The following is a 20,586-nucleotide window of genomic DNA, read 5'->3' on the forward strand; positions in this document are numbered from 1 at the left end:
CGGCCTCCCGGTCGCGGATCACCCTCCCGGATCACCAGACGTGGTGATCCGCTCTCACCACCCTCCTCCCTACGTTTCGTCCCGCACCGACGAACGCCGGGACGCCGGTGCGAGGACGACACCGGACAGGGGGACTCGATGACGACGCAGACCACCGGCGGCCCCTCCGACCCGAGCCGCTACGAGATCCGTCTCGGGGGCCACCTCGAGGCCCGCTGGGCCGTCTGGTTCGACGGGATGAGCCTCAGCCGCGCCGGTGACGGCAGCACCGTCCTCACCGGTCCGGTGGTCGACCAGGCGGCACTGCACGGCCTGCTGCGCAGGGTCCGCGACCTGGGCCTGCCGCTGCTCGCCGTCACCCGACTCGGCCCGGACCAGCCGTCCACCTCCACTCCCGCACGACCCGGAAGGACCGCGACATGACCACCACCGCCCACACCCCCGGAGCGACCCGCCCGTCGCCCGACTCGCTGCGCCGGACCTCCCGAGCCGCCGGCATCCTGTACCTGCTCACGTTCGTGTCGATGCCCACCCTGATGGTGTTCCAGCCGGTGCGGGACGGCGCCGGCTTCGTGCTGGGCGCCGGCAGCGACACCGGCGTGCTGTGGGGCGCCTTCTCCGAGGTGGTCGTCGCCCTCGCCGGCATCGGTACGGCCGTCGTCTTCTTCCCGGTGGCGAGGCGGGTCAGCCAGACGGCCGCCATCGGGTTCGTCACCGCCCGCGTGGTGGAGGGCGCGCTCATCATCGTCGGCGTCGTCAGCGTGCTCACGCTCGTCACCCTGCGCAACGACGTCGCCGGCGGCGCCGACGCGGATCCCGCGTCCCTGGCCACCGTCGGCTCCACCCTGACCGCGACCTACGACTGGACGTTCCTGCTCAGCCAGAGCCTCATGCCGGTCTTCAACGCGCTGTGCCTGGGCTACGTCCTGTACCGGTCCGGCCTCGTGCCACGCATCCTGCCCACCCTGGGGCTGATCGGCGCCCCGCTGCTGCTCGCCGCCGACATCGCGATCTTCTTCGGCGTCGCCGACCGGCTGGGCCCGATCGCCGTCGCCGCGCTCCCGATCGCGATCTGGGAGTTCTCGCTGGGCGTCTACCTCACCGTCAAGGGCTTCCGGCCCGCCGCCGTCGCCGCCCTCCCGTCCGAGCAGGCCGTGCGATGAGGGCCGCGGTCTACTCCCGGTTCGGTGGCCCGGAGAACGTCCGGGTCGAGCAGCTGCCGCGCCCGCCGGTGCGCCCGGACGACGTGCTCGTCCGGGTGTGCGCGAGCACCGTCAGCGCTGCGGACCACCGGGCCCGCAGCCGCGAGGTGCCGCGCGGGCTGGGGCTGCTCGCGGCGGCCGGCATCGGGGCCTTCCGGCCGAAGCGCCGCGTGCTGGGCATGGACCTCGCCGGCGTCGTCGAGGCGGTCGGCGCCGGCGTCACCCGGTTCCGGCCCGGCGACGAGGTCGTCGCGATGCCCGGCGCGGAGTTCGGCGGCCACGCCGAGTTCGCCCGGGTGCGGCAGGACGGCGCCATCGCCCTCAAGCCCCGGACCATGACGTTCGAGGACGCCGTGACGCTGGTCTTCGGCGGTCTCACCGCCCGCGGCTTCCTGGACCAGGTCGACCTCGCGCCGGGTGCGAGGGTGCTGGTCAACGGGGCGTCGGGCGCGGTCGGGACGGCGGCGGTGCAGCTCGCGACGCACGCCGGGGCACACGTCACCGGCGTCTGCAGCGGCGGCAACCGCGACCTGGTGACCTCGCTGGGCGCCGACCGGGTGATCGACCACACGACCGACGACTTCGCCGCCGGGCCGGCCCGCTACGACGTGATCGTCGACTGCGTCGGCAACGCGCCGTTCGAGCGGGTCGGGCACCTGCTCGACCCGGGCGGCGCGCTGCTGCTCGTCATCGCCGATCTGCCGGGGATCCTGCGGGCACCGTGGCGCAGCCGTACGACGGGGAAGCGCGTCATCGCCACCGTCGGGAAGCCCACCGCCGAGGACCTGGCGTTCCTGGTCGACCTCGCCGAGGCCGGCTCCTACCGGGCGGTCCGCGACCGCACCTACGACCTGGCCGACATCGCCGAGGCGCACCGCTACGTCGACACGGGTCGCAAGCGGGGCAACGTCGTCGTCCGCATCGCCGCCGGCGGGCCCGCGAGGAGCACGCCGGCTCAGGGCAGCCCGGCGGCCTCGGCGAACACGGACTCGTAGGCGTCGAGGACCGTCGAGAACGCGTACCGCTCCCGGGCGCGGGCCGAACCGCGGGCCCGGTCCGGGGGCGCCGCGGCCAGCTGCGCCAGCGCGGCGGTCAGCGCCGCGACGTCCCGCGGGGGGACGACGACCCCGAAACCGGTCTCCTGCACCGGCGTCCGGACCCCCGGCAGGTCGCTGGCCAGCACCGGCACCCCGCTCATCATCGCCTCCACCTGCACGATGCCGAACGCCTCGAACGCGTTCACCGACGGCAGCGCGAAGACGTCCAGCGAGGCGTAGAGGTCGGGGATCTGCTCCTCGGGGAGGAAGCCGAGCAGCCGGATCCGCGGGTCCTCGCCGGCCAGCCGGCGCACCTCGTCCACCACCGAGCCGCCGACCACCCCGGCGAAGTCGCCGCCGACGAGCAGCCGGAGGGTGGGGTCGGGCAGCGCGCGCACGGCGCGGACCAGGTACTGCAGGCCCTTCTCCTCGACGATCCGGCCGAGGAACCCGATGTGCGGGCCGTCGCCGTCCCGGAACCGGGGGACCCCGCCCGTGCGCGGCCGGCACGGCGGGGGGATGACGGCGGTGCGGTCGGACATCGCCGGCCACAGCCGGCTGTGCCGGGCGTAGTCGTCGCTGGACACCACCACCCGGTGCGACCGCCGCAGGGCGCGCCGGCTGGCGGCGTCGACGCCGGCGGTCTGCACCCGGTTGACCAGCCCCGGCGGCAGGCTCACGTCGCAGTGGTAGGTGGTCACCAGCGGGGTGCGGACGCCGGTGAGCAGGCCGGCCTCCGGCATGGGCAGGTGCAGGTTGACCACCGAGGCCGATGCGGCCGCGGCCCGCGTCCGCCGGACCAGGGCCGGGGAGATCACCCCCTTGCCCACCCGGGCCAGGACCGGGGCCCGCTCGACCTCCACGCCGTCGAGCACCTCGTGCTCGGGCAGCGACGGGTCGTGCCGGCTGGTCACCACGCGCACCCGGTGGCCGCGGGCGGCGAGCCCGACCGCCACGTCTCGGGCCACGTTGGTCAGGCCGCTGACGTAGGGCGCGTAGTAGTCGAGCGACACCAGGACGTCGAGCCGGGTCACGGGGTCCCTCCTCCGGTTCGGGCGGCCGCCGGCGCCGGCTGCGGCCGGTGGTGGAACAGGGCGACGGTGCACCAGGCCAGCGCCGCCGCCGTCCCGACGGCGAACGCCCACGCCCCGCGCGCCGAGGCGCCGGGGACGAGCGCGGCGACCCCGGCGGCCACCACCAGCCCGCTGGCCCAGGCGAGGGCGCTGTCGCGGTGCCGCCCGGCGGCCACCACGGCCTGGCTGCAGACCAGCAGGCCCAGGTGCAGCACGCTGCCGACCGCGAGGACGGCGACGACGTCGGCCGCCACCGCGTAGCGCTCGCCGAACACGAGGGCGACCGCGGGCGGTCCGGCCAGCGCGCCGACCACTCCGGCGACCGCGGCCAGCGCGGCCGTCCCGGCGAGCAACCCGCCCAGCATCCGCCGCCGTGGGCCCGGCTCGGGGCGGGCGGCGACGTCGGTGAGCGTCGGCAGGAGCGCGCTCTGCAGCGGCACGGCGACGAACAGCGGCAGCCGCACCAGGGTGAAGGCGGCCACGAACGCGGCGGCCGCGGCCGCCTCCCCGGGCCCGGCGGTGCCGGTGACCAGCACCGGCGCGGCGTTGAGCAGCGCCTGGGCGCAGAGGGTGCCGATCGCGAGGTGGCCGACGGCGGGCAGCCGGAGGCGCTCGGCGCGGGCCCCGGGAGGCGGCGCGGGTCGGGGCCGGAGGGCCAGCCAGCCGAGCAGCGGCAGGTGTGCCAGGACGAGCGCGGCGACCAGGGTCCAGCCGAACGCCGTCGCGTCGGCCGGTCCCACCAGTGCCGCGACGGCGGCCGCGCCGGCCACCCGCGCGGCCGCGTCGGTGAGCAGGACGGTGCCGTGGGTGCCGTACCGCCCGTTGCCCAGCAGCAGCCCGCGCAGCAGGAACTGCCCGGCGGAGACGACGCAGACCGCACCGAGGGCCAGCAGGAGACCGCGGTGCCCGCCCAGCGCCGGCAGCAGCAGCGGGCCGGCGAGCAGGACCGCTGCCAGGCTGGCCCCGGTGAGCACGGCGCAGGCCGTGCCCGCCCCGGCCGGGAGTCCGCCCCCGCCCGCACGGTGCACCAGCCGGGTCACCTCGAGCTCGAGCGGGAGGAAGACGCCGAAGCCGACGACCAGCGCCAGCGACCAGTAGGCGCCGAACCACCCGTACTCGTCGGCGGGCAGGCTGCGCGCGACGAGCGCGAGGTAGCCGTAGGTGAGCACACCGGAGACGACGACGCTGAGCGCGACCCAGCTCAGCGCGGGCGCCAGCCTCCGGCGCTCGGTGGCGCTCAGTGCGCGGCTCCCGGCGAGGGCTCGCCGGGAGCGGTCCGCAGTCGCACGCAGGGACCGTATCGGGCGACGGCCGCGTGACGGGTTCCGCCCCGACCGTGTTGACTGACGCCCGGCCAGGACGGTCGGCGGTGGAGGGGGACTGGGTTGGACGTCGTCGACCGGGTGCCCGCCGGTCCCGACGTCACCGACCGCCCGTCGGTGTCCCGTGGCGGCCGGGTGCGGCGGGTCCTCCCGCTGCTGCTGGCGCTGGTCGCCATCGCCTGCTCGGTGGCGCTGCCGCTCGCGCCGGTCGAGATGAGCGTGCCCACGGTCAGCTGGCCGCAGGACCCGGCGCGGCCGGCGTCCACGATGCTCGAGCTGACCAACCAGCAGCCGCTGGCCGTCGACGTCTCCTTCAGCTGCGCGGCGGTGCGGGCGGCCGCGGCGACCCCCGACGGGGTCCTCGTCTCCACGCTGGAGCCCGGGCACCCGGCGGCCCGCACCGACGGCCTGCTCGTCACCGCCCGCGACGGCCGGCTGGCCGTCCTCGACCGCGGCCAGGAGCTCCTCGACGAGCCAGTCGCCGCCGGCGACTGCGCGTACCGGGTCACCGGGGACGCCGGCGGCCTGGTCCTCGAGCGCGACGGCCGTGAGGTCGCCGCCGCGGCGGGCGGGGCGGACGCGCTGCCCGACGTCGACGTCCTCGCCACGAGCCTGACCGCGCTGCCCTCGGACGGCGACCTGCGCGTCGAGCTGACCGTCGACAACCAGTTCAACACCACGCCGACGCGGCTCAAGCAGGTGCTGGTTGCGCTCGCGCTGCTCGCCGCCGCCGGTTCGCTGGTCGCGCTGTGGCGGGCCGACCGCCGGCGCGCGCCCGTGCGCCCGGACACCTCCCGGTCCGGCGGCGGGAAGCCGGCGCCGGCGGCCCGCGTGCTGTCCGCGGCGGTCGACGTCGTCGTCGTCGCGACGGCGGTGCTCTGGCTCTTCCTCGCGCCGCTGTCGGACGACGACGGCTACTACGCCGCGATGGCCCGCAACGCCGAGCAGGAGGGGTTCGTCGGCAACTACTACCAGCTGCTCAACCAGTCCTTCACGCCGTTCACCTGGTTCTACCGGTTCCTCGGCTGGTGGCAGGAACTCGGCGACAGCCCGGCGCTGCTGCGGGTGCCCGCGCTGGTCTGCGGCCTGGCCACCTGGGTGCTGCTGCGCCGGCTCACGACCCGCCCGGGCGCGCTGCCCGCCGCGGTCGCCGGCGCGCGGTGGGGCGGCGCGGTGACCGTCGTCGTCCTCGCCACGGTCTTCCTGGCCTGGTGGCTGCCCTACGGCATGGGGGTCCGGCCCGAGGCGGTCGTCGGCGTGCTCGCCCTCGCTGTCCTGGCCGGGATCCTCGCCGGCCTGCGGCGCCGGCGGCTGCTGCCGGTCGCGCTCGCCGTCGGGGCCGCGGGCCTGGCGGTGGCGGGCCATCCGACGGGCTTCGTCGCGCTGGCCCCGCTGGTGGCCGCCCTGCCGCGGCTGGCGCGGCTGGTGCGGGAGGACGCCGCCGGCTCGGGGGTGGCGGCGCGGGTGGCGCTGCTGCTGGCACCCGGGGCGTTCGCGGCGGTGGCCGCCTTCGCCGACGGGTCGCTGTACGACTTCCGGCGCGGTCAGGAGATCTTCCTGTCCATCCAGGAGCAGAACTCCTGGTACGACGAGTGGCAGCGCTACGGCTTCCTGCTCAACGAGATCCCGATGGGGTCCTACGCCCGCCGCGCGGCGGTGCTGGCCGGGATCGCGGCGCTGCTGTGGTTCCTCGTCCTGTCGGTCGCCGCCCGGGCCTCCGGGCTGCGGATCCCGGCGACGCTGCTGCTGGCCGGGCAGTCGCTGGCCGCGGCGCTGCTGCTGCTCTGGCTCACCCCGAGCAAGTGGACCCACCACTTCGGCGCCCTGTCCGGCCTGGGACCGCTCTTCCTCGCCCTCTTCCTCGTGTCGGCCCCGGTGCTGGTCCGCCGCCTGCTCCGGGAGACGGCGGCCTCCCCGGTGACGCCGGTGCTCGCGGTGGGCTCCGCGGTCGTGGTGGCCGCACTGGCCCTGCACGGGCCCAACAGCTGGCCCTACACGTGGCTGCCCGGGATGCCGCACCCCGGGGAACCGCCGTTCGTCGGGCCGGTCGTCCTGGGCAGCCTGGCCACCTGGACGGCGGTCGCCGTCGTCGTGCTGCTGGCCGTCCGGCTGGTGGGGCGGAGACGGCGCACCGGGTGGGGGTGGCCGGTCGCGGTGCCGGTGCTCGTCCTGGTGTTCCTGGCCGTCTCGGTCGGGCACCTGCTCGGCAGCTTCGCCGTGGCCACCCTGCGGACGCTCGACGGCCTGCCCTGGTCGCCCTGGGCGGACTCGCTGACCGACCCGTCGGCCGAGGGTTGCGGCGCCGCCGGCGGGATCGACGTCCTCGACGTGTCCGCTGCCCGGCCGCTGGAGCCGGACGCGGCGGCACCGGAGGCGCCCGGGCCCGGGGACTTCGTCCCGGGCGGCGGCTGGTTCGCGCCCGGCCCGCCGCCGGCCGCGCCGGGGACCGGGGTGGCCCGGTACGCGTGGGGCAGCCTGCCGGACGGCGGGGGAGAGGACGCGACCGGCGAGCAGGTGACGCCGTGGTTCGCCGTCCCGGCCACGGGCGACGACGAGGCGCTGGCCGTGCTCGCCGCCGGGCGGCTGACCGTGGGCAACGAGCTGCGCGTGGAGTACGCCCGCGCGGACGGCGAGGTCGTGGCCACCCAGGAGCTCACCGACCGCCAGGACGCGCCGCGCTGGCGCACCTTCGTGCTCGACGCCGGGCCGGCGGGCGACGCCGCGCTCCTCCGCCTGGTGGCCGAGGACCGCAGCGGCGGGACCGGCGGGTGGCTGGCGTTCACCGGGCCCTCGGTGCTGCCACGGGTGCCGCTGTCGGCGTACCTCCCCGAGGACGCCGCGGTCGCCGTCGCCTGGCAGTTCGCCTTCGCCTTCCCGTGCCAGCGCCAGCCGGTGGTCCGGTACGGGATCACCGAGCCCGCGGAGTACGGGGTGCTCTGGCGCTTCGGGGCCGACGGCGACGGTCTGGCCGACAACACCTGGGCGGTCGCCCGCGGCGGGCTGTTCGCGCCCGTGCAGCGCACCTCGTCGGTCACCGAGCTCGACACCGTCATCCGCGGCCACCCGGAGATCCGCGACGTGCAGGTCTACCGGTTCGGCGTGCCCCACCCCGAGCGCGGCTACGACCTGTCACCCACCCGTGTGGTCGTGCCCGGCTGGACGGGTGCCCCGGCTCCCTGATCGCAGGGGTTGTCTCCCGGGGCCGGTTACCGTGGACTACACATCAGTTCGGCCGGCCGGCCGGAGGAGCCGGGGGCCACCCCTGCGTGCGGCATGAGCCCGGAGGAGGTGGGATGGACGTCGAGGACGAACGGCGCAACGCCACGGTGCGGGCGGTGTTCGCCGACAACGTCGTGGCCGACCTGCCCACGGTGACCGCCGCGGAGCCCGCGGAGCCGGGCACCGTCCCGCCCGCCGTGGAGCCTGCGGAGCCGGGGACCGCCGCGCCGGCCGCCGGTGCGCGGCGGGGCGGCGCCGGCGCCGTGGCCCTCGGCGTCCTGCGCACCATGCGACCGCGGCAGTGGACGAAGAACGTGCTGGTCCTCGCCGTCCCCCTGGCCGCCGGCACGCTGTTCCAGCCGTCGGTGCTGCGCGCCACCGCGCTCGCGTTCGTGGTGTTCTGCCTGGCCGCCAGCGGCATCTACCTGCTCAACGACGTCCGTGACGTCGAGCAGGACCGCCGGCACCCGCGCAAGCGGTTCCGCCCGGTGGCCTCCGGGGCGGTGCCGGTCCCGGTGGCGGTGGTCGCCGGGGTGGTGCTGCTCGTCGTCGCCCTGACCGGCGCGGCCCTTCTCACCCGCTGGCAGCTGGCCGGGGTGCTGGCCTGCTACGTCGCCATCTCGGTGGCCTACAGCTTCTGGCTCAAGGACCAGCCGGTCGTCGACCTGGCCGCCGTGGCGTCGGGCTTCGTGCTGCGCGGCGTGGCCGGCGGCGCGGCCGCGGGGATCGCGGTCTCGCAGTGGTTCATCCTCGTGTCCGCCTTCGGCGCGCTGTTCATGGTGGCGGGGAAGCGCTACGCGGAGCTGGTGGCCCTGGGGGAGCAGGGGGAGACCCGGCGGGCGCTGCGCGAGTACTCGGCGAGCTACCTGCGCTTCGTCTGGAGTCTCTCGGCCGGCGTGGCGTGCACGACCTACAGCTTCTGGGCCTTCGAGATGCGGGCCGACGACGGCATCGCCTGGACCACCATCTCGATCGCCCCCTTCGTGCTCGCCCTGCTGCGCTACGCGGTCGACGTCGACCGGGGCGACGCCGGGGCACCCGAGGACATCGTGCTGCGCGACAAGGTGCTGCTCGTCCTCGGCCTGGTCTGGGGCCTGTGCGTGGGCGCCAGCGTGCTCAGCACCTGACGTCCGGGCCGGCGCCGTCGAGCAGCCGGGACACCGCCGCCAGCCGGGCGTCGCCGGCCATCGCCGCCAGCCACGCCGACCAGCCCGGCCGGGACCGCATCGCCTCCAGCGCGGCCCGGGCGGCCGCCCGGTCGCCGCGTCGCGAGGCGGCGAGGGCGGCGTAGAGGTCGCGGGCACCCTCCGGCGCGAACAGGGCGAGGTGCTCGTAGTCCCGCTCGTCGTAGGCGCGCTGCAGGTTGCGCAGCATCCGGAGCTGGGCGACCGGGTCGGCGGAGTCGTCCACCCGCAGGTCCACCCGGACCCCGTCGTCCTCCTCGGTGGCCGGCGTCCCGCCGACCACCAGGAGCGCGGCGGACTGCCGGCCGCGCAGGTCGCCGCCGGCGTCCTGCCCGGCGGCGAGCGCGGCGAGCAACCGGTCGGCGAGGTCCCCGGTCGTGGCGTCCCAGGCCCGCACCATGGCCGGCAGCACGTCGGTGGAGGCCAGCATGTTGCCCTGGACGCTCATCCCGTCGCCGACGAGGTGCCCGCTCACCGGGAACGAGCCGCGCCCGGTGTCGGCGGCCACGGCGCCGCCGGTGTCCAGGACGGCGATCTGCCGGTCCACGTCCTCGGCGGCGTGCGCGGCGGCCCGGACCAGCTCGGCCGGGGTCGCCCCCTCCTCGAGTCCCTGGAGCAGGGAGGGCCCCAGCCCGCGCCGGCTGCGCGCCTGGACGGCGACCACGCCCACGCCCGGCCGCGCGGTTGGCACGGCACGGCCCACGGCCAGGATGCAGGAGGAGACCGCGATGCCGAGGTGCCCCGTGGCCGGGTCGCGGGCGAGAACCGAGAAGGTCACGGGAGCTCCTCGCCGGCGCGCGATGGGTCGTGGCCGGCCGGGCGGCCACGTCTCAGGAGGGACGGCCCAGCTCGCGGACGCCGTCGATCGTGCGTCCGAGCGTAGCCGTGACCCGCTCGGCGGACGCCCGGCCCGGCAGCTGGCCCGGGTCGGCGGAGCGGACCAGCACGATCGAGGCGCCGGCGGCCAGCGGGGCCAGGAGCCACGCCACCGGGCCGGCCTCGGCGGCGACGACGTCGTCGACCAGCACCCGGTCGCCTTCGGCGATCCCCAGCCGGTCGGCCAGCTCCGCCGCGGTGCCGGCCAGCCCGCCGAGGGTCAGCTCCAGCCCGCCCACCAGGAGGCCGGGCGCGCCCGGGTCGGGCGGCTGCCAGGCGGTGAAGACGTCGCCGTGCGCCCGGACCTCCAGGGCGAAGTCCCGCGCCGGGCCGGCGTAGCCGGCCATGCCCATCCCCAGCGGGTGCAGGGAGAGGCCCAGCAGCTCGGGGAGGTCCTGCTCCTCCAGCGGCGCCAGCCGGTCCTGGGCGGCGAGGACGACGTCGACGCCGTCGAGCCGGCCGTCGTCCTCCGCCGCGGTGTCGAGGACGGTCGCGCCGCAGCTCCACACCGCCAGCAGCACCGCGGCGGTCTGCCAGTGCACCGGGAGCGCCACTGCGACCGTGCTGCCCGCCGTGACGTCGAACTCGTCCTGGAGCAGGTTGGCGGTCTTGGCGACCCAGTTGGCCAGCGTGGTGGCCGAGAGCTCCACCCGGTCGCCGGTCCCGTCGTCGTAGAAGGTGACCAGCGGCGCTGCGGCATCCCGCCGCAGCGTGGCCGCGAGCAGGTCCCCGGGGGTGGCGGGTCGGTTGTGGTCCATGGGGAGAGGGTGGCACCGGATCGTCCGGACCCCCCGTCGGCACCACGGTTCTGCGGTTACAGTCGATGACCGAAGCCCACCCATGCGTGCCGCCGCGCGCGACCATGCCCGACGACGACCCGAGGCGGTCGTCGCGTGCGGACGCCGAGCGCCGCCCGCATCGGAGAAGAGACCGCAGACCTGTGACCAGCCACCTCCACGAGCCGGTATTCGCCGACTCCCCGCCGTTCCCCGGCGCCGCCCAGGTGCAGCCGACCGGCCGGCGGGTGCTGCGGTGAGCCCGCGAACGCGGTCGACGCTGCACCAGCTCGTCCGGTTCCTCCTGGGCTCGTGCCTGGGCCTGCTCGTCGACCTGACGCTGTTCCAGACGTCGGTGTGGCTGGGCGCTGCCCCGTGGCTGGCCAACATCGTCAGTGCCGGGTGCGCCGTCGTCGTCGTGTACCTCTTCGTCACCAAGTACGCGTTCCGCACCGGCCGCACGCGTTCGTCCTTCCTGCTGTTCGTCGGCTGGTACGTCACCTCGATCCTGCTCTTCTCCGTGCTCATCGAGGTGCTCCACGGCGGCACCGGCTGGTCGCCGTTCCTCTGCAAGCTGCTCTCGTTGCCGGCCTCCTTCGGGGCGAACTTCCTCGCCAGCAAGCTGCTGTTCCGGGGCTCGAAGGGCGCGTCCGCGACCTCCGTGGACGCCGCGCCCGTGCGGGACCGCGCCGATGTCTGAACAACCGACCACTGGGGGGCCTGGAGCCATGGCACCGACCGCCGGGACCGTTCGCGCACTGCTGTTCGACCTCGACGGCACCCTCGTCGACACGCGTGAGGCCAACTACGAGGCCTACCGCGCCGCCTTCGCCGCCTCCGGGCACGACCTGACGCCGGAGCAGTTCGCCACCACGTGGGGCCGTGACTCCCGGGACTTCATCCCCGACCTGCTGCCGGGCGTCGACCGCACGGCCGTGGACACCATCCGCGCGGCCAAGAGCACGCTCTACGCGGATCTGCTCGACCGCACCACCGCCAACGCAGCGCTGATCGCCTTCCTCCGGCTGGCCGCCCCGACCCACCGCACCGCGCTGGTGAGCACGGCCAAGTCCGCCAACGGTGAGCAGATCCTGCGGGCTCACGGCCTGCGGGAGCTGTTCGACGTGGTGGTCTGGGGCGACGACGTGTCGCGCAGCAAGCCCGACCCCGAGGGCTACCTCAAGGCGCTGTCACTGCTCGGCGTCGAGGCGGCGGAGGGGCTGGCTTTCGAAGACTCCGCGACCGGCCGCGACGCGGCGCTGGCCGCCGGGCTCGCGGTGCTCGAGGTGCCGCACTTCTGATGGTCCATCGCTACTCCCGGGGCCGTCTCGTCCTCATCGGGCTCGCCCTCGCGTCCCTGGCCGTGTTCGTGGCCTCCACGTGGCCCTCGCTCGTGGCGGGCGCCGCCCGCCTGGCCGACGGACTCTCCGGCGGCGACTGGGCGGTGCTCGGCGTCGCCTGCGTCGTCCAGCTGGGTGGGCACGTGCTGCGCGCGGCCCGCACGAAGGTCCCGATCGACAACGTCCGCCGCGGCAGCCTGGCCGGCCAGTTCCGGCACCTGTCGATCGGCTACCTGTTCAGCCTCGTGTGGCCGCTGCGGCTCGGCGAGGTCGTCCGCGCCTTCCTCATCGCCAGGACGCTGCGGATCAGCTTCCTGTACACCCTCCTGGCCGTCGTCCTCGAGCGGCTGCTGGACGTCGTCCTGGTCGCCGGCGCTCTGCTCGTCGTGGCGGCGCTCGCCGACATCCCGCTGGGCGGGGTGCTCTCGGTGGCCCTGGTCGCGCTGCTGGTCTCCGCGGCCGCGATCACCGCGTTCGCGCTGCTGGTCCGCGAGAACGCGCTGCTGATGCGGCTGGCGTGGCGCGGCACCGCCCTGCTCAACACCAAGCTGGAGAACCGCGCCCGGTTCAAGCTGTGGTCGGTCATCTTCGGGTTCCAGCGCTTCTTCCGGCAGCGCCGCCAGCTGGTCCGGTACGTCGGCCTCGCGCTCGCCTCGTGGGTCTGCTACGCCGGCGCGGCCCTGCTGGTCGCCCTCGCCGTCTTCCCGTTGCTGGGCTGGCGGGACGGGGCCGCGGCGACCGCCGCTCCGTCGGCCGTCAGCAGCCCGGCTCTCGGCAACGGCGCCCCGGGCGCGTACACCGAGGGCGTGGCCGGCTTCCTCGGGGACGGGCGCGGCCTGGACGGCGAAGCGGTGCTCCTCTTCGCCACGGCCACCTGGGCGGTGGTCACCGTCCCCGTCCTGGTCGTCGCCGTCGTCGCCCTGTTCGTGAACTGGGCCCGGCGCACCAGCGCCCCGCTGACCGGTGCCGAGCTGAGCCCGGCCGACCGGTACGTCAACAAGCTCGGCCGCGACCAGGACATCTCCGGCGCGATGACCCACTTCCTGGACGCGTACTTCCAGGGCCAGCACCTCAGCCAGGTGCTGCACCGGCTCGAGGTGAACGGAAACGTCAGCCTGGTCCGCTTCTTCAAGGGCGGCTCGAACGCCGTCACCATCCTCGCCACCTCCGGCGGGGAGACCTTCGTGAAGAAGATGGTGCCGCCGGAGTACGCGCACCGGCTGAAGAACCAGCACGACTGGCTGGCCGAGCGCGCAGACCACGCCCGGCTGGTCACGGTGCTGCGCGAGCAGCACGCCGAGGACCACTACGCCATCGACCTCGAGTACCGGCCGAACTCGGTCCCGTTGTTCGACTACGTGCACGGCAACCCCTTCTCCCAGGGGGCGGCGATGCTGGCCGAGGTGTGGCAGTACATGTACGACGAGGTGTACGCGCTCGGGCCGCTGGAGGAGCACACCGAACTGCTCGAGGACTACGTCGCCGAGCGGCTGGTGCTGCGCGTCCGGGCGGCCGCCGACTCCGACCCCGACCTGGCGGAGGCCATGAAGGCCGACCGCATCTTCGTGAACGGTCGTGAGGTCGACAACTTCGACCGGGTGATCGACCGCATCCGTGCCCACGAGGAGGCCTGGCGCGACCTGGCCACCTACCGGACCTCCACCAACATCCACGGCGACCTGACCGTGGACAACGTGCTGGTCGATCTGGACACCCGGCGGGTCCTCGTGATCGATCCGTCGGACGACAACCAGGTCCGGGGTCCGGTCATCGACTTCGCTCGGCACATGCAGTCCCTGCTGTACGGCTACGAGTTCCTCAACGAGGACGAGGCGCCGGTCCGGCTCGGCAACCGCGACGGGATGCCCGAGATCGTGTACCGGGACCACCGCTCGGCCCGCTACGCCGAGCTCGCCGACTACATCAGCGCCCAGGTGATGACGCGGCACCTCACACCCGCCGAGCAACGGGCGGTGCTCTTCCACATCGGGCTCTTCTACGGCCGGATGCTCACGCACCGGATCGTCATCAACCCGGCGACCGCCCTGAAGTACTACGGGGTGTGCGTCCTGGCGCTCAACCGGTTCCTCGACCAGTACGAGCTGCCCGTCCGGGACGAGCAGCCCGACATCTTCAGCAGCGAGCCCCTCGAGTCCGAGGTGCCCGCCGAGCCCGCGATGAGAGGCCAGGTACTGACCCCGTGGACGCCGTGATCGCCATCCCGGCCTACAACTGCGCACCGCAGATCGGCCGGGTGCTCGACGAGATCAGCCCCGAGGTGGCCCACCGGCTCCGTGAGATCTGGGTGATCGACAACCGCAGCACCGACGACACGCTCGAGCGGGCGCTGGAGTACAAGCGCAGTGGCCGGCTGCCGAACCTCCGGGTGTTCCTCAACCGGCAGAACAACAGCCTCGGCGGCACGCACAAGGTCGCCTTCGAGCACGCCCGTGCGGCGGGGCACACCCACGTCGTGATCCTGCACGGCGACAACCAGGCCAAGAGCGACGAGGTCACGCTGCTGCTGGACCACGCCGAGGCGCACCCGGAGACGCAGACCGTCCTCGGCTCGCGGTTCAGCCGCCGCTCGCGGCTGCACGGCTACGACGCCAAGCGGGTCTGGGGAAACCGGGTGCTCAACGCCGTGTACAGCGCGGTGGCCCTGCGCCCCCTGCAGGATCTCGGCTCCGGCCTGAACCTCTTCGCACTGCGCGACCTCGACCCGGCGACCTACCTCGGCTTCGCCGACAAGCTGACGTTCAACTACGAGCTGATCCTCGACCTGGTGCGGCGGAAGGTGCGTTTCACCTTCGTCCCGATCACCTGGCGCGAGGAGGACCAGGTGTCCAACGCGCGCAACTGGAACATCTTCCGGACGGCGCTGCGCAACCTGGCGCTGTGGCGGCTGGGCCGGCGAACGTCCGAGCCGCCGGCCGAGCCGCGGGACTACGAGTGGGACGAGGTGCAGTGATGACCACCCTGCAGGTGCTCATGCCGATGGGCGGACTCGGGACACGGTTCCGCAAGGTCGGCGTCACCACTCCCAAGCCCCTCATCGAGGTGCAGGGCGTGCCGATGTTCCAGCGCGCGCTGCGCTCCTTCGAGCCGTGGGCGGGGGAGAAGAGCGTCACCGTCGTGGTCCGGGAGGACGACGACCGCGAGTTCGGCTTGGCCCAGCGGGTCCTGGCGGTCGAGTCCTCGGCGTCCATCGTCCTGCTCGACCACGACACCCGCGGCGCGGTCGAGACGTGCCTGGAGGCACGCAGCCGGCTCGACCCCGATCAGCCGCTGGTCATCATGGACTGCGACATCGCCTTCGACAGCCCCGGTTACTTCCGTGCTCTCCAGACGGCGGTCGAGGGGCAGGACGTCGACGGCCTCCTCCTCTCCTTCGCCTCCACCGAGCCGCGGTACAGCTTCGCCGAGGTCGGGCCCGACGGTCTCGTCGTCCGGACCGCGGAGAAGCAGGCCATCTCCTCCGACGCGCTGATGGGCGTCTACTCCTTCCCCCGCGCCCAGGTCTTCCTCGACGCGGCGGACCGCCTCATGGACAAGCAGATCGGGGCGGCGATGCCCGAGTACTACGTGTCGCTGGTCTTCAACGAGCTCATCGCGTCGGGGCACCGGGTGGGCCTCGTGCGGGGGGACTTCTACTGTTTCGGGACGCCGGAGGAGCTGGCCGCCTTCGAGGCAACCGGCGCCCCCGTGTGAGGCCACCGGTCACGCACTCCTGAGATCCGCCGAGGGGGGCCCACCGCCGCGGCGGTGGGCCCCTCTCGGCGTCGGCGTCGGCCGAGGGTCAGTAGATGCAGGTCGTGTCGGCCGCGGTGCGGGCGTCCTCGCCCTCCACCGGCTCGGACGGTGCCGGCGGCGTGACGGCCTGGCCGACGCCGTTGAAGTCCGTACCCAGGACCAGCTGCACGGTGCCCGAGGTGGCGTCCTCGCTGGCCTCGGCGACGGCGCCGGGGATCGCACCGGCGAGCGTGGTGGCCAGCGCCTCGTCGCCCGCGGCGTACCGGACGATGGTCTGCTCGTAGTCCGAGGAGTCGGCGTTGCCGGTGCTCGCGACGACGAACCCGCCGGCCTCCAGGTCGGTGGCCGCGTCGGCGGCCAGCCCGGAGATCCCGGAGCCGTTGAGGACGTCGACGGAGACCTCGGCCGGCGCGACCGTCGCGGGCGCCTCGGGGGTCTGCTCCGCCGGGGCCTCGGGCTCGGCCGAGAGCTGGGCGAAGAAGTCGTGCAGGACGTCCTCGTCCTCCAGCCGGATGATCGACCGGTCCTGCTCGTCACGGTCGGTGCCGACGTAGGGGATGGTCTGGAACTCGATGCTGCCGGCGGTCACCGACTGCATCTGCTCGGCCAGCTGGAACAGGTCCAGGCCCTGGTCGACGGTGAGCGACTGGGAGGCGGCCTGGACCAGCTCGCGCTGCTTGCCCAGGTCGAGCAGGACCTCGTCGGAGAGCATCTTGCGCAGCACGCCGGCGATGAAGACCTGCTGCCGGACGATGCGGTCGAAGTCGCCGCGGGGCAGACCGTGGCGCTGGCGGACGAACTTGAGCGCGTCCGCGCCGCTGATCGTCTGCTGGCCGGCCGGGAACACCGCACCGGACCAGCGCGAGTCGTCGACGGGCTCGCACAGGTTGACCTCGACGCCGCCGACGACGGAGCTGAGGTTGAAGAAGCCGAGCAGGTCCACCTCGGCGTAGTGGTCGATCTGCAGGCCGGTCAGCTGGCTGATCGTCTGCACGAGCAGCTGCGCCCCGCCGGCCTGCCGCTGGTCGACCGGCGCCTCCTCGGAGGTGTCGGCGTACCCGTAGGCGTAGGCGGCGTTGAGCTTTTCCCAGCCGTGGCCGGGGATCTCCACGTAGGAGTCGCGCGGGAAGGAGACGAACGACGCGCGGGACCCGTCGGCCGGGATGTGCACCAGGATCATCGTGTCGGTGTTGATGCCGGAGTCCTCACCGGCCTGCAGCTCGGCGAGCTGCTCGGGGGTGAGGTCGGCCCGGCTGTCGTTGCCGACGAGGAGCAGGTTCATGGCCTCGGGCGCCGCGCCGGTCTCGTCGTTGCCCGAGGCCGGGATGGCGTCGGTGCGGTTGACGGTGGCCTCGGCGACCTGGCCCAGGTACCAGCCCCAGCCGGACCCGGCGAGCAGGACGGCGGAGAGCAGGCCGGCCACCGTCCGCGCGACGATCGCCCCGCGGCGTCCGCGGCGTCCGCGGCGCCCCGGCGTCGCCTCGCGGGCCGCGTCACCGCGCTCGGCCGGGCGCTCCTCGGCGCGGCCGGCGGAGGAGCGGGCACGGGACGGACGCCCGGCGCGCGGGTCGAGCCGCGGCGGGAGCGGGCGACCAGCAGGGCCCTGCTCGGAGCGGTCTCGGCTCACGGGTGTCCTCACTTCGGGGAGCGGCGGCGCCGGCGGACTCTGGGAGCGGCTCCAGCTGTAGGACCGGTCCGGCTGGTGCCGGCGGGAGTGTGGCCGGAGGGCGCCGACGCAGGTCGGCGACAGCCAGGGTAGCCACGCGGACGGTCGCCCGACCGGGTCCGACACGGGACCGTCCCGTCTCACCGGGAACGACCGTCGCCCCTCTTCCCACCGTGCGCAGACGTCACACCTCGTGAGGATGACCTGGACACCCGGTCACGGCAGGATCGGGGCCATGCGCGTCTTTGTCACCGGTGGAGCGGGCTTCATCGGGTCCCACTACGTCCGGACCCTGCTCGGCGGTGGCTACCCGGGCTACGAGGACGCGGAGGTGACCGTCTTCGACAAGCTCACCTACGCCGGCAACCTCGCGAACCTGGCCCCGGTGGCCGACAGCTCCCGGTACCGCTTCGTCCGGGGTGACATCTGCAGCGCCGCCGACCTCGACGCCGCGCTCCCGGGACACGACGTGGTGGTCAACTTCGCCGCCGAGTCGCACGTCGACCGCTCCATCTCCGGCGCGTCGGAGTTCGTGCTCACCAACGTGCTCGGCGCCCAGCAGGTCTTCGAGGCCGCGCTGCGGCACGGCGTCCGCCGGGTCGTGCACGTCTCCACCGACGAGGTGTACGGCTCGATCGACGAGGGGTCCTGGACCGAGGACCACCTCCTCGAGCCGAACTCGCCCTACTCGGCGGCCAAGGCCGGCGGCGACCTCGTCGCCCGCGCGTATGCGCGGACGTACGGCCTCGACATCTCGATCACCCGGTGCAGCAACAACTACGGGCCGTACCACTTCCCGGAGAAGGTCATCCCGCTGTTCGTCACCAACCTGCTCGACGGGGAGCGGGTGCCGCTGTACGGCCAGGGCACCAACGTCCGCGACTGGCTGTACGTCGACGACCACTGCCGCGGGATCCAGCTGGTGCTCGAGAAGGGCCGGCCGGGCGAGTTCTACAACATCGGTGGCGGCCGGGAGCTGTCCAACCGGGAGCTCACCGAGAAGCTGCTCGAGGCCACCGGCCGCGACTGGAGCTACGTGGAGCACATCGTCGACCCCCGCGGCGGCGGCCACGACCTGCGCTACTCCGTCGACTACTCGAAGACCGCGGCCCTGGGCTACGCGCCGCGGATGACCTTCGAGGAGGGCCTCGCGCTCACCGTGCAGTGGTACCGGGACAACCGGGCCTGGTGGGAGCCGCTGAAGGCGGCGGCCGCCACCGCCCGGGCATGACCGGCACCGCCTGGCTGGTCACCGGCGCCCGCGGGCAGCTCGGCGGGGACCTGCTCGCGGTCCTGGCCGGGCGCCCGGGGGATGCCGTCACCGCGCTCGGCCGCGCCGACGTCGACCTGACCGACGAGGCGGGGGTGCGTGCCGTGCTGCGCGACTGGCTGGCCGGCGCCCGCGGCCGGGGGCTGCGGCCGGTCGTCCTCAACGCGGCCGCCCACACCGCCGTCGACGCCGCCGAGACCGACGAGGAGACGGCGCTGCTGGTCAACGGCCGGGCGCCGGGCTGGCTGGCCGAGGAGCTGGCGGGCGCCGGGCGGCTGGTGCACGTCTCCACCGACTACGTCTTCGACGGCACCGCGCGCGAGCCCTACCCCGTGGACGCGCCCACCGCGCCGCGGTCGGCGTACGGGCGCACCAAGGTCGCGGGGGAGCGGGCGGTCGCGGCGGCCGGCGGGGACGCCGTCGTCGTCCGCACCTCGTGGGTCTACGGCGCGCACGGCGCCAACTTCGTCCGCACGATGGCCGGGCGCGCCGCCGCCGGCGCGCCGGTGTCGGTCGTCGACGACCAGGTCGGCTCACCCACCTGGTCGGCCGGGCTGGCGGCCGGGCTGGTCGACCTCGGCGCCCGCCCGGACGCGGTGCCGCCGGTCCTCCACCGCACCGACGCCGGCGCGGTCAGCTGGTTCGGGCTGGCCCGCGCCGTCTACGAGGAGCTGGGCGCCGACCCCGGCCTGGTCAGCCCGACCACGACGGCGGCCTTCCCGCGCCCGGCGCCCCGCCCGGCGTACTCCGTCCTCGACGGCAGTGCCTGGCTCGCCGCCGGGCTGCCCGCCCCACAGCCGTGGCGGACGGCGCTGCGGGCGGCGCTGGCCGACCCGGCCCTGCGGTCCGGTCCGGCCGGCTGATCGGCCCTCTGGAGCCCCTCCGGGGGTGCTGCTCGTGGGGCGGACCGGGCCCGTGGGACTGGTTGGTCACACGTGAGACGGACCCGTCCCGCGTGCCCCGCTCCTGCGCCGCCGCGAGACCGGCGGCGGGTACCGTCCCCCGCGTGCGTTCGGCCCGTACCACCCCCACGTCCATGGCGAAGACCCTCTCGGATCTCCAGATCGGATGGCGTCACCGCGAGCTCTGGGGCCACCTGGGCTGGCAGGACATCCGGCAGCGCTACCGCCGCTCCCTGCTCGGCCCGATCTGGATCACCCTCAGCATGGCGGTCACCGCGGTCGCCCTGGGCATCCTCTACGCGGGGCTGTTCAACAACCCGCTGGAGGAGCAGCTCCCGTACATCCTCGTGGGCTTCATCGTCTGGGGCTTCATCGCCGGGTGCATCAACGAGGGCTCGGAGGTGTTCATCGCCAACGAGGGCCTGATCAAGCACCTGCCCTCGCCGATCAGCGTGCACGTCTACCGGCTGGTGTGGCGGCAGGTGCTGTTCTTCCTGCACAACCTGATCGTCTACGCCGTCATGCTCGTGATCTTCCCGCAGCCGCTGAAGTGGACCGCCCTCGCCGCGATCCCGGCGTTCGTGCTGCTCGTGGTCAACGGCGCGTGGGTGGCCCTGCTGGCGGGCATCGTCAGCACGCGGTTCCGCGACCTGACGCCGATCACGCAGAGCATCGTCCAGCTGATGTTCTTCCTCACGCCGATCGTGTGGATCTACGACGACTTCCTCAACAGCCCGAACCCCGCCGTCGCCGAGCGGGCGCGGTTGGCCGAGTTCAACCCCTTCCTCCACTTCATCGAGATCATCCGGGCGCCCTTGCTCGGGGCCGACCAGCAGGTGCGACACTGGGTGGTCGTCCTGGTGATCACCGTCGTCGGCTGGACCCTGGCCCTCGTCGTCATGCGCCGCTACCGGGCACGCGTGGCCTACTGGGTCTGACGCCCCGCCCGAGCAGCCGACAGAAAGG

General features: G+C 74.4%; 18 protein-coding genes. 13 read left to right on the forward strand and 5 right to left on the reverse strand.

Going from position 1 to position 20,586, the window contains the following annotated elements; translation table 11 throughout:
* Positions 1 to 138: 138 nt before the first annotated feature.
* Genes MY520_RS13675 through MY520_RS13685 form a run of 3 tightly spaced genes read left to right on the forward strand, consistent with a single transcriptional unit; the run spans position 139 to position 2,197 of the window.
* Positions 139 to 423 (forward strand): hypothetical protein, encoded by a 285-nt coding sequence (locus tag MY520_RS13675; protein WP_436692644.1) that lies wholly within the window; start codon positions 139 to 141, stop codon positions 421 to 423.
* Entirely contained in the window at positions 420 to 1,163 is a 744-nt protein-coding gene (locus tag MY520_RS13680; protein WP_436692645.1) for a DUF4386 domain-containing protein, read from the forward strand. Before MY520_RS13675 ends, MY520_RS13680 begins: the two co-directional genes overlap by 4 nt.
* On the forward strand, positions 1,160 to 2,197 hold the full coding sequence (locus MY520_RS13685; RefSeq protein ID WP_436692646.1) for an NAD(P)-dependent alcohol dehydrogenase: 1,038 nt from the start codon (positions 1,160 to 1,162) through the stop codon (positions 2,195 to 2,197). Before MY520_RS13680 ends, MY520_RS13685 begins: the two co-directional genes overlap by 4 nt.
* Here MY520_RS13685 and MY520_RS13690 read toward each other — a convergent pair.
* Entirely contained in the window at positions 2,158 to 3,273 is a 1,116-nt protein-coding gene (locus MY520_RS13690; RefSeq protein WP_436692647.1) for a glycosyltransferase family 4 protein, read from the reverse strand. The two genes, MY520_RS13685 and MY520_RS13690, sit on opposite strands and share 40 nt — an antisense overlap.
* A complete protein-coding gene (locus MY520_RS13695) occupies positions 3,270 to 4,481 on the reverse strand; it encodes a hypothetical protein (protein WP_436692648.1) in 1,212 nt (403 codons plus the stop codon). Before MY520_RS13695 ends, MY520_RS13690 begins: the two co-directional genes overlap by 4 nt.
* Positions 4,482 to 4,697: 216 nt before the next feature.
* Between MY520_RS13695 and MY520_RS13700 the strand changes: the two genes are divergently transcribed.
* Both MY520_RS13700 and MY520_RS13705 read left to right on the forward strand, forming a co-directional pair.
* On the forward strand, positions 4,698 to 7,814 hold the full coding sequence (locus MY520_RS13700) for an arabinosyltransferase domain-containing protein (RefSeq protein WP_436692649.1): 3,117 nt from the start codon (positions 4,698 to 4,700) through the stop codon (positions 7,812 to 7,814).
* 113 nt (positions 7,815 to 7,927) lie between these two features.
* Positions 7,928 to 8,980: a decaprenyl-phosphate phosphoribosyltransferase gene (locus MY520_RS13705; protein ID WP_436692650.1), complete on the forward strand. Its 1,053-nt coding sequence runs from the start codon at positions 7,928 to 7,930 to the stop codon at positions 8,978 to 8,980.
* On the opposite strand, the gene MY520_RS13710 is transcribed toward MY520_RS13705, so the two are convergent.
* Both MY520_RS13710 and MY520_RS13715 read right to left on the reverse strand, forming a co-directional pair.
* On the reverse strand, positions 8,970 to 9,815 hold the full coding sequence (locus MY520_RS13710; protein ID WP_436692651.1) for a DUF1028 domain-containing protein: 846 nt from the start codon (positions 9,813 to 9,815) through the stop codon (positions 8,970 to 8,972). The two genes, MY520_RS13705 and MY520_RS13710, sit on opposite strands and share 11 nt — an antisense overlap.
* 52 nt (positions 9,816 to 9,867) lie before the next feature.
* On the reverse strand, positions 9,868 to 10,671 hold the full coding sequence (locus MY520_RS13715; protein ID WP_436692652.1) for a TIGR03089 family protein: 804 nt from the start codon (positions 10,669 to 10,671) through the stop codon (positions 9,868 to 9,870).
* Between the two features lie 274 nt (positions 10,672 to 10,945).
* Here MY520_RS13715 and MY520_RS13720 point away from each other — a divergent pair, with 274 nt between their 5' ends.
* The 5 genes from MY520_RS13720 to MY520_RS13740 are packed head-to-tail and all read left to right on the forward strand — an operon-like array spanning position 10,946 to position 15,740.
* Positions 10,946 to 11,389, forward strand: coding sequence for a GtrA family protein (locus tag MY520_RS13720; protein WP_436692653.1), 444 nt, complete (start codon positions 10,946 to 10,948; stop codon positions 11,387 to 11,389).
* 28 nt (positions 11,390 to 11,417) lie between these two features.
* Complete coding sequence (locus tag MY520_RS13725; RefSeq protein WP_436692654.1) at positions 11,418 to 11,990, forward strand: HAD family hydrolase; 573 nt, start codon at positions 11,418 to 11,420, stop codon at positions 11,988 to 11,990.
* Positions 11,990 to 14,242, forward strand: a complete 2,253-nt coding sequence (locus MY520_RS13730; protein ID WP_436692655.1) for a lysylphosphatidylglycerol synthase domain-containing protein — start codon at positions 11,990 to 11,992, stop codon at positions 14,240 to 14,242. The genes MY520_RS13725 and MY520_RS13730 overlap by 1 nt, the downstream gene beginning before the upstream one ends.
* Positions 14,230 to 15,000 (forward strand): glycosyltransferase family 2 protein, encoded by a 771-nt coding sequence (locus MY520_RS13735; protein WP_436692656.1) that lies wholly within the window; start codon positions 14,230 to 14,232, stop codon positions 14,998 to 15,000. The genes MY520_RS13730 and MY520_RS13735 overlap by 13 nt, the downstream gene beginning before the upstream one ends.
* Positions 15,000 to 15,740 (forward strand): glycosyltransferase family 2 protein, encoded by a 741-nt coding sequence (locus tag MY520_RS13740; RefSeq protein WP_436692657.1) that lies wholly within the window; start codon positions 15,000 to 15,002, stop codon positions 15,738 to 15,740. The genes MY520_RS13735 and MY520_RS13740 overlap by 1 nt, the downstream gene beginning before the upstream one ends.
* Positions 15,741 to 15,828: 88 nt before the next feature.
* Here MY520_RS13740 and MY520_RS13745 read toward each other — a convergent pair whose 3' ends face one another.
* Positions 15,829 to 17,409 (reverse strand): LCP family protein, encoded by a 1,581-nt coding sequence (locus MY520_RS13745; protein WP_436692658.1) that lies wholly within the window; start codon positions 17,407 to 17,409, stop codon positions 15,829 to 15,831.
* A gap of 274 nt (positions 17,410 to 17,683) precedes the next feature.
* On the opposite strand from MY520_RS13745, the gene rfbB reads away from it, so the two are divergent.
* The 3 genes from rfbB (at position 17,684) to wzm (ending at position 20,558) form a co-directional block, all read left to right on the forward strand.
* Complete coding sequence (gene rfbB, locus MY520_RS13750) at positions 17,684 to 18,679, forward strand: dTDP-glucose 4,6-dehydratase (protein ID WP_436692659.1); 996 nt, start codon at positions 17,684 to 17,686, stop codon at positions 18,677 to 18,679.
* Positions 18,676 to 19,581 carry a dTDP-4-dehydrorhamnose reductase gene (gene rfbD / locus MY520_RS13755; protein ID WP_436692660.1) on the forward strand — a complete coding sequence of 302 codons (906 nt, stop codon included), beginning with the start codon at positions 18,676 to 18,678 and terminating at the stop codon, positions 19,579 to 19,581. The genes rfbB and rfbD overlap by 4 nt, the downstream gene beginning before the upstream one ends.
* A 143-nt stretch (positions 19,582 to 19,724) precedes the next feature.
* Positions 19,725 to 20,558 carry a galactan export ABC transporter permease subunit Wzm/RfbD gene (wzm, locus tag MY520_RS13760; RefSeq protein WP_436692661.1) on the forward strand — a complete coding sequence of 278 codons (834 nt, stop codon included), beginning with the start codon at positions 19,725 to 19,727 and terminating at the stop codon, positions 20,556 to 20,558.
* Positions 20,559 to 20,586 lie beyond the last annotated feature (28 nt).

Origin of the sequence: Geodermatophilus sp. CPCC 205506 (genome assembly GCF_051383635.1) — a bacterium.
Classification (GTDB): Bacteria; Actinomycetota; Actinomycetes; order Mycobacteriales; family Geodermatophilaceae; genus Geodermatophilus.

What these genes read in the sequence shown, in the direction of transcription:
- MY520_RS13675 (WP_436692644.1), top strand. Translation starts at nt 139, where the DNA reads ATGACGACGCAGACCACCGGCGGCCCCTCCGACCCGAGCCGCTACGAG.
- MY520_RS13680 (WP_436692645.1), top strand. Translation starts at nt 420, where the DNA reads ATGACCACCACCGCCCACACCCCCGGAGCGACCCGCCCGTCGCCCGAC.
- MY520_RS13685 (WP_436692646.1), top strand. Translation starts at nt 1,160, where the DNA reads ATGAGGGCCGCGGTCTACTCCCGGTTCGGTGGCCCGGAGAACGTCCGG.
- MY520_RS13705 (WP_436692650.1), top strand. Translation starts at nt 7,928, where the DNA reads ATGGACGTCGAGGACGAACGGCGCAACGCCACGGTGCGGGCGGTGTTC.
- MY520_RS13715 (WP_436692652.1), bottom strand. Translation starts at nt 10,671, where the DNA reads ATGGACCACAACCGACCCGCCACCCCCGGGGACCTGCTCGCGGCCACG.
- MY520_RS13725 (WP_436692654.1), top strand. Translation starts at nt 11,418, where the DNA reads ATGGCACCGACCGCCGGGACCGTTCGCGCACTGCTGTTCGACCTCGAC.
- MY520_RS13730 (WP_436692655.1), top strand. Translation starts at nt 11,990, where the DNA reads ATGGTCCATCGCTACTCCCGGGGCCGTCTCGTCCTCATCGGGCTCGCC.
- MY520_RS13740 (WP_436692657.1), top strand. Translation starts at nt 15,000, where the DNA reads ATGACCACCCTGCAGGTGCTCATGCCGATGGGCGGACTCGGGACACGG.
- rfbB (WP_436692659.1), top strand. Translation starts at nt 17,684, where the DNA reads ATGCGCGTCTTTGTCACCGGTGGAGCGGGCTTCATCGGGTCCCACTAC.
- rfbD (WP_436692660.1), top strand. Translation starts at nt 18,676, where the DNA reads ATGACCGGCACCGCCTGGCTGGTCACCGGCGCCCGCGGGCAGCTCGGC.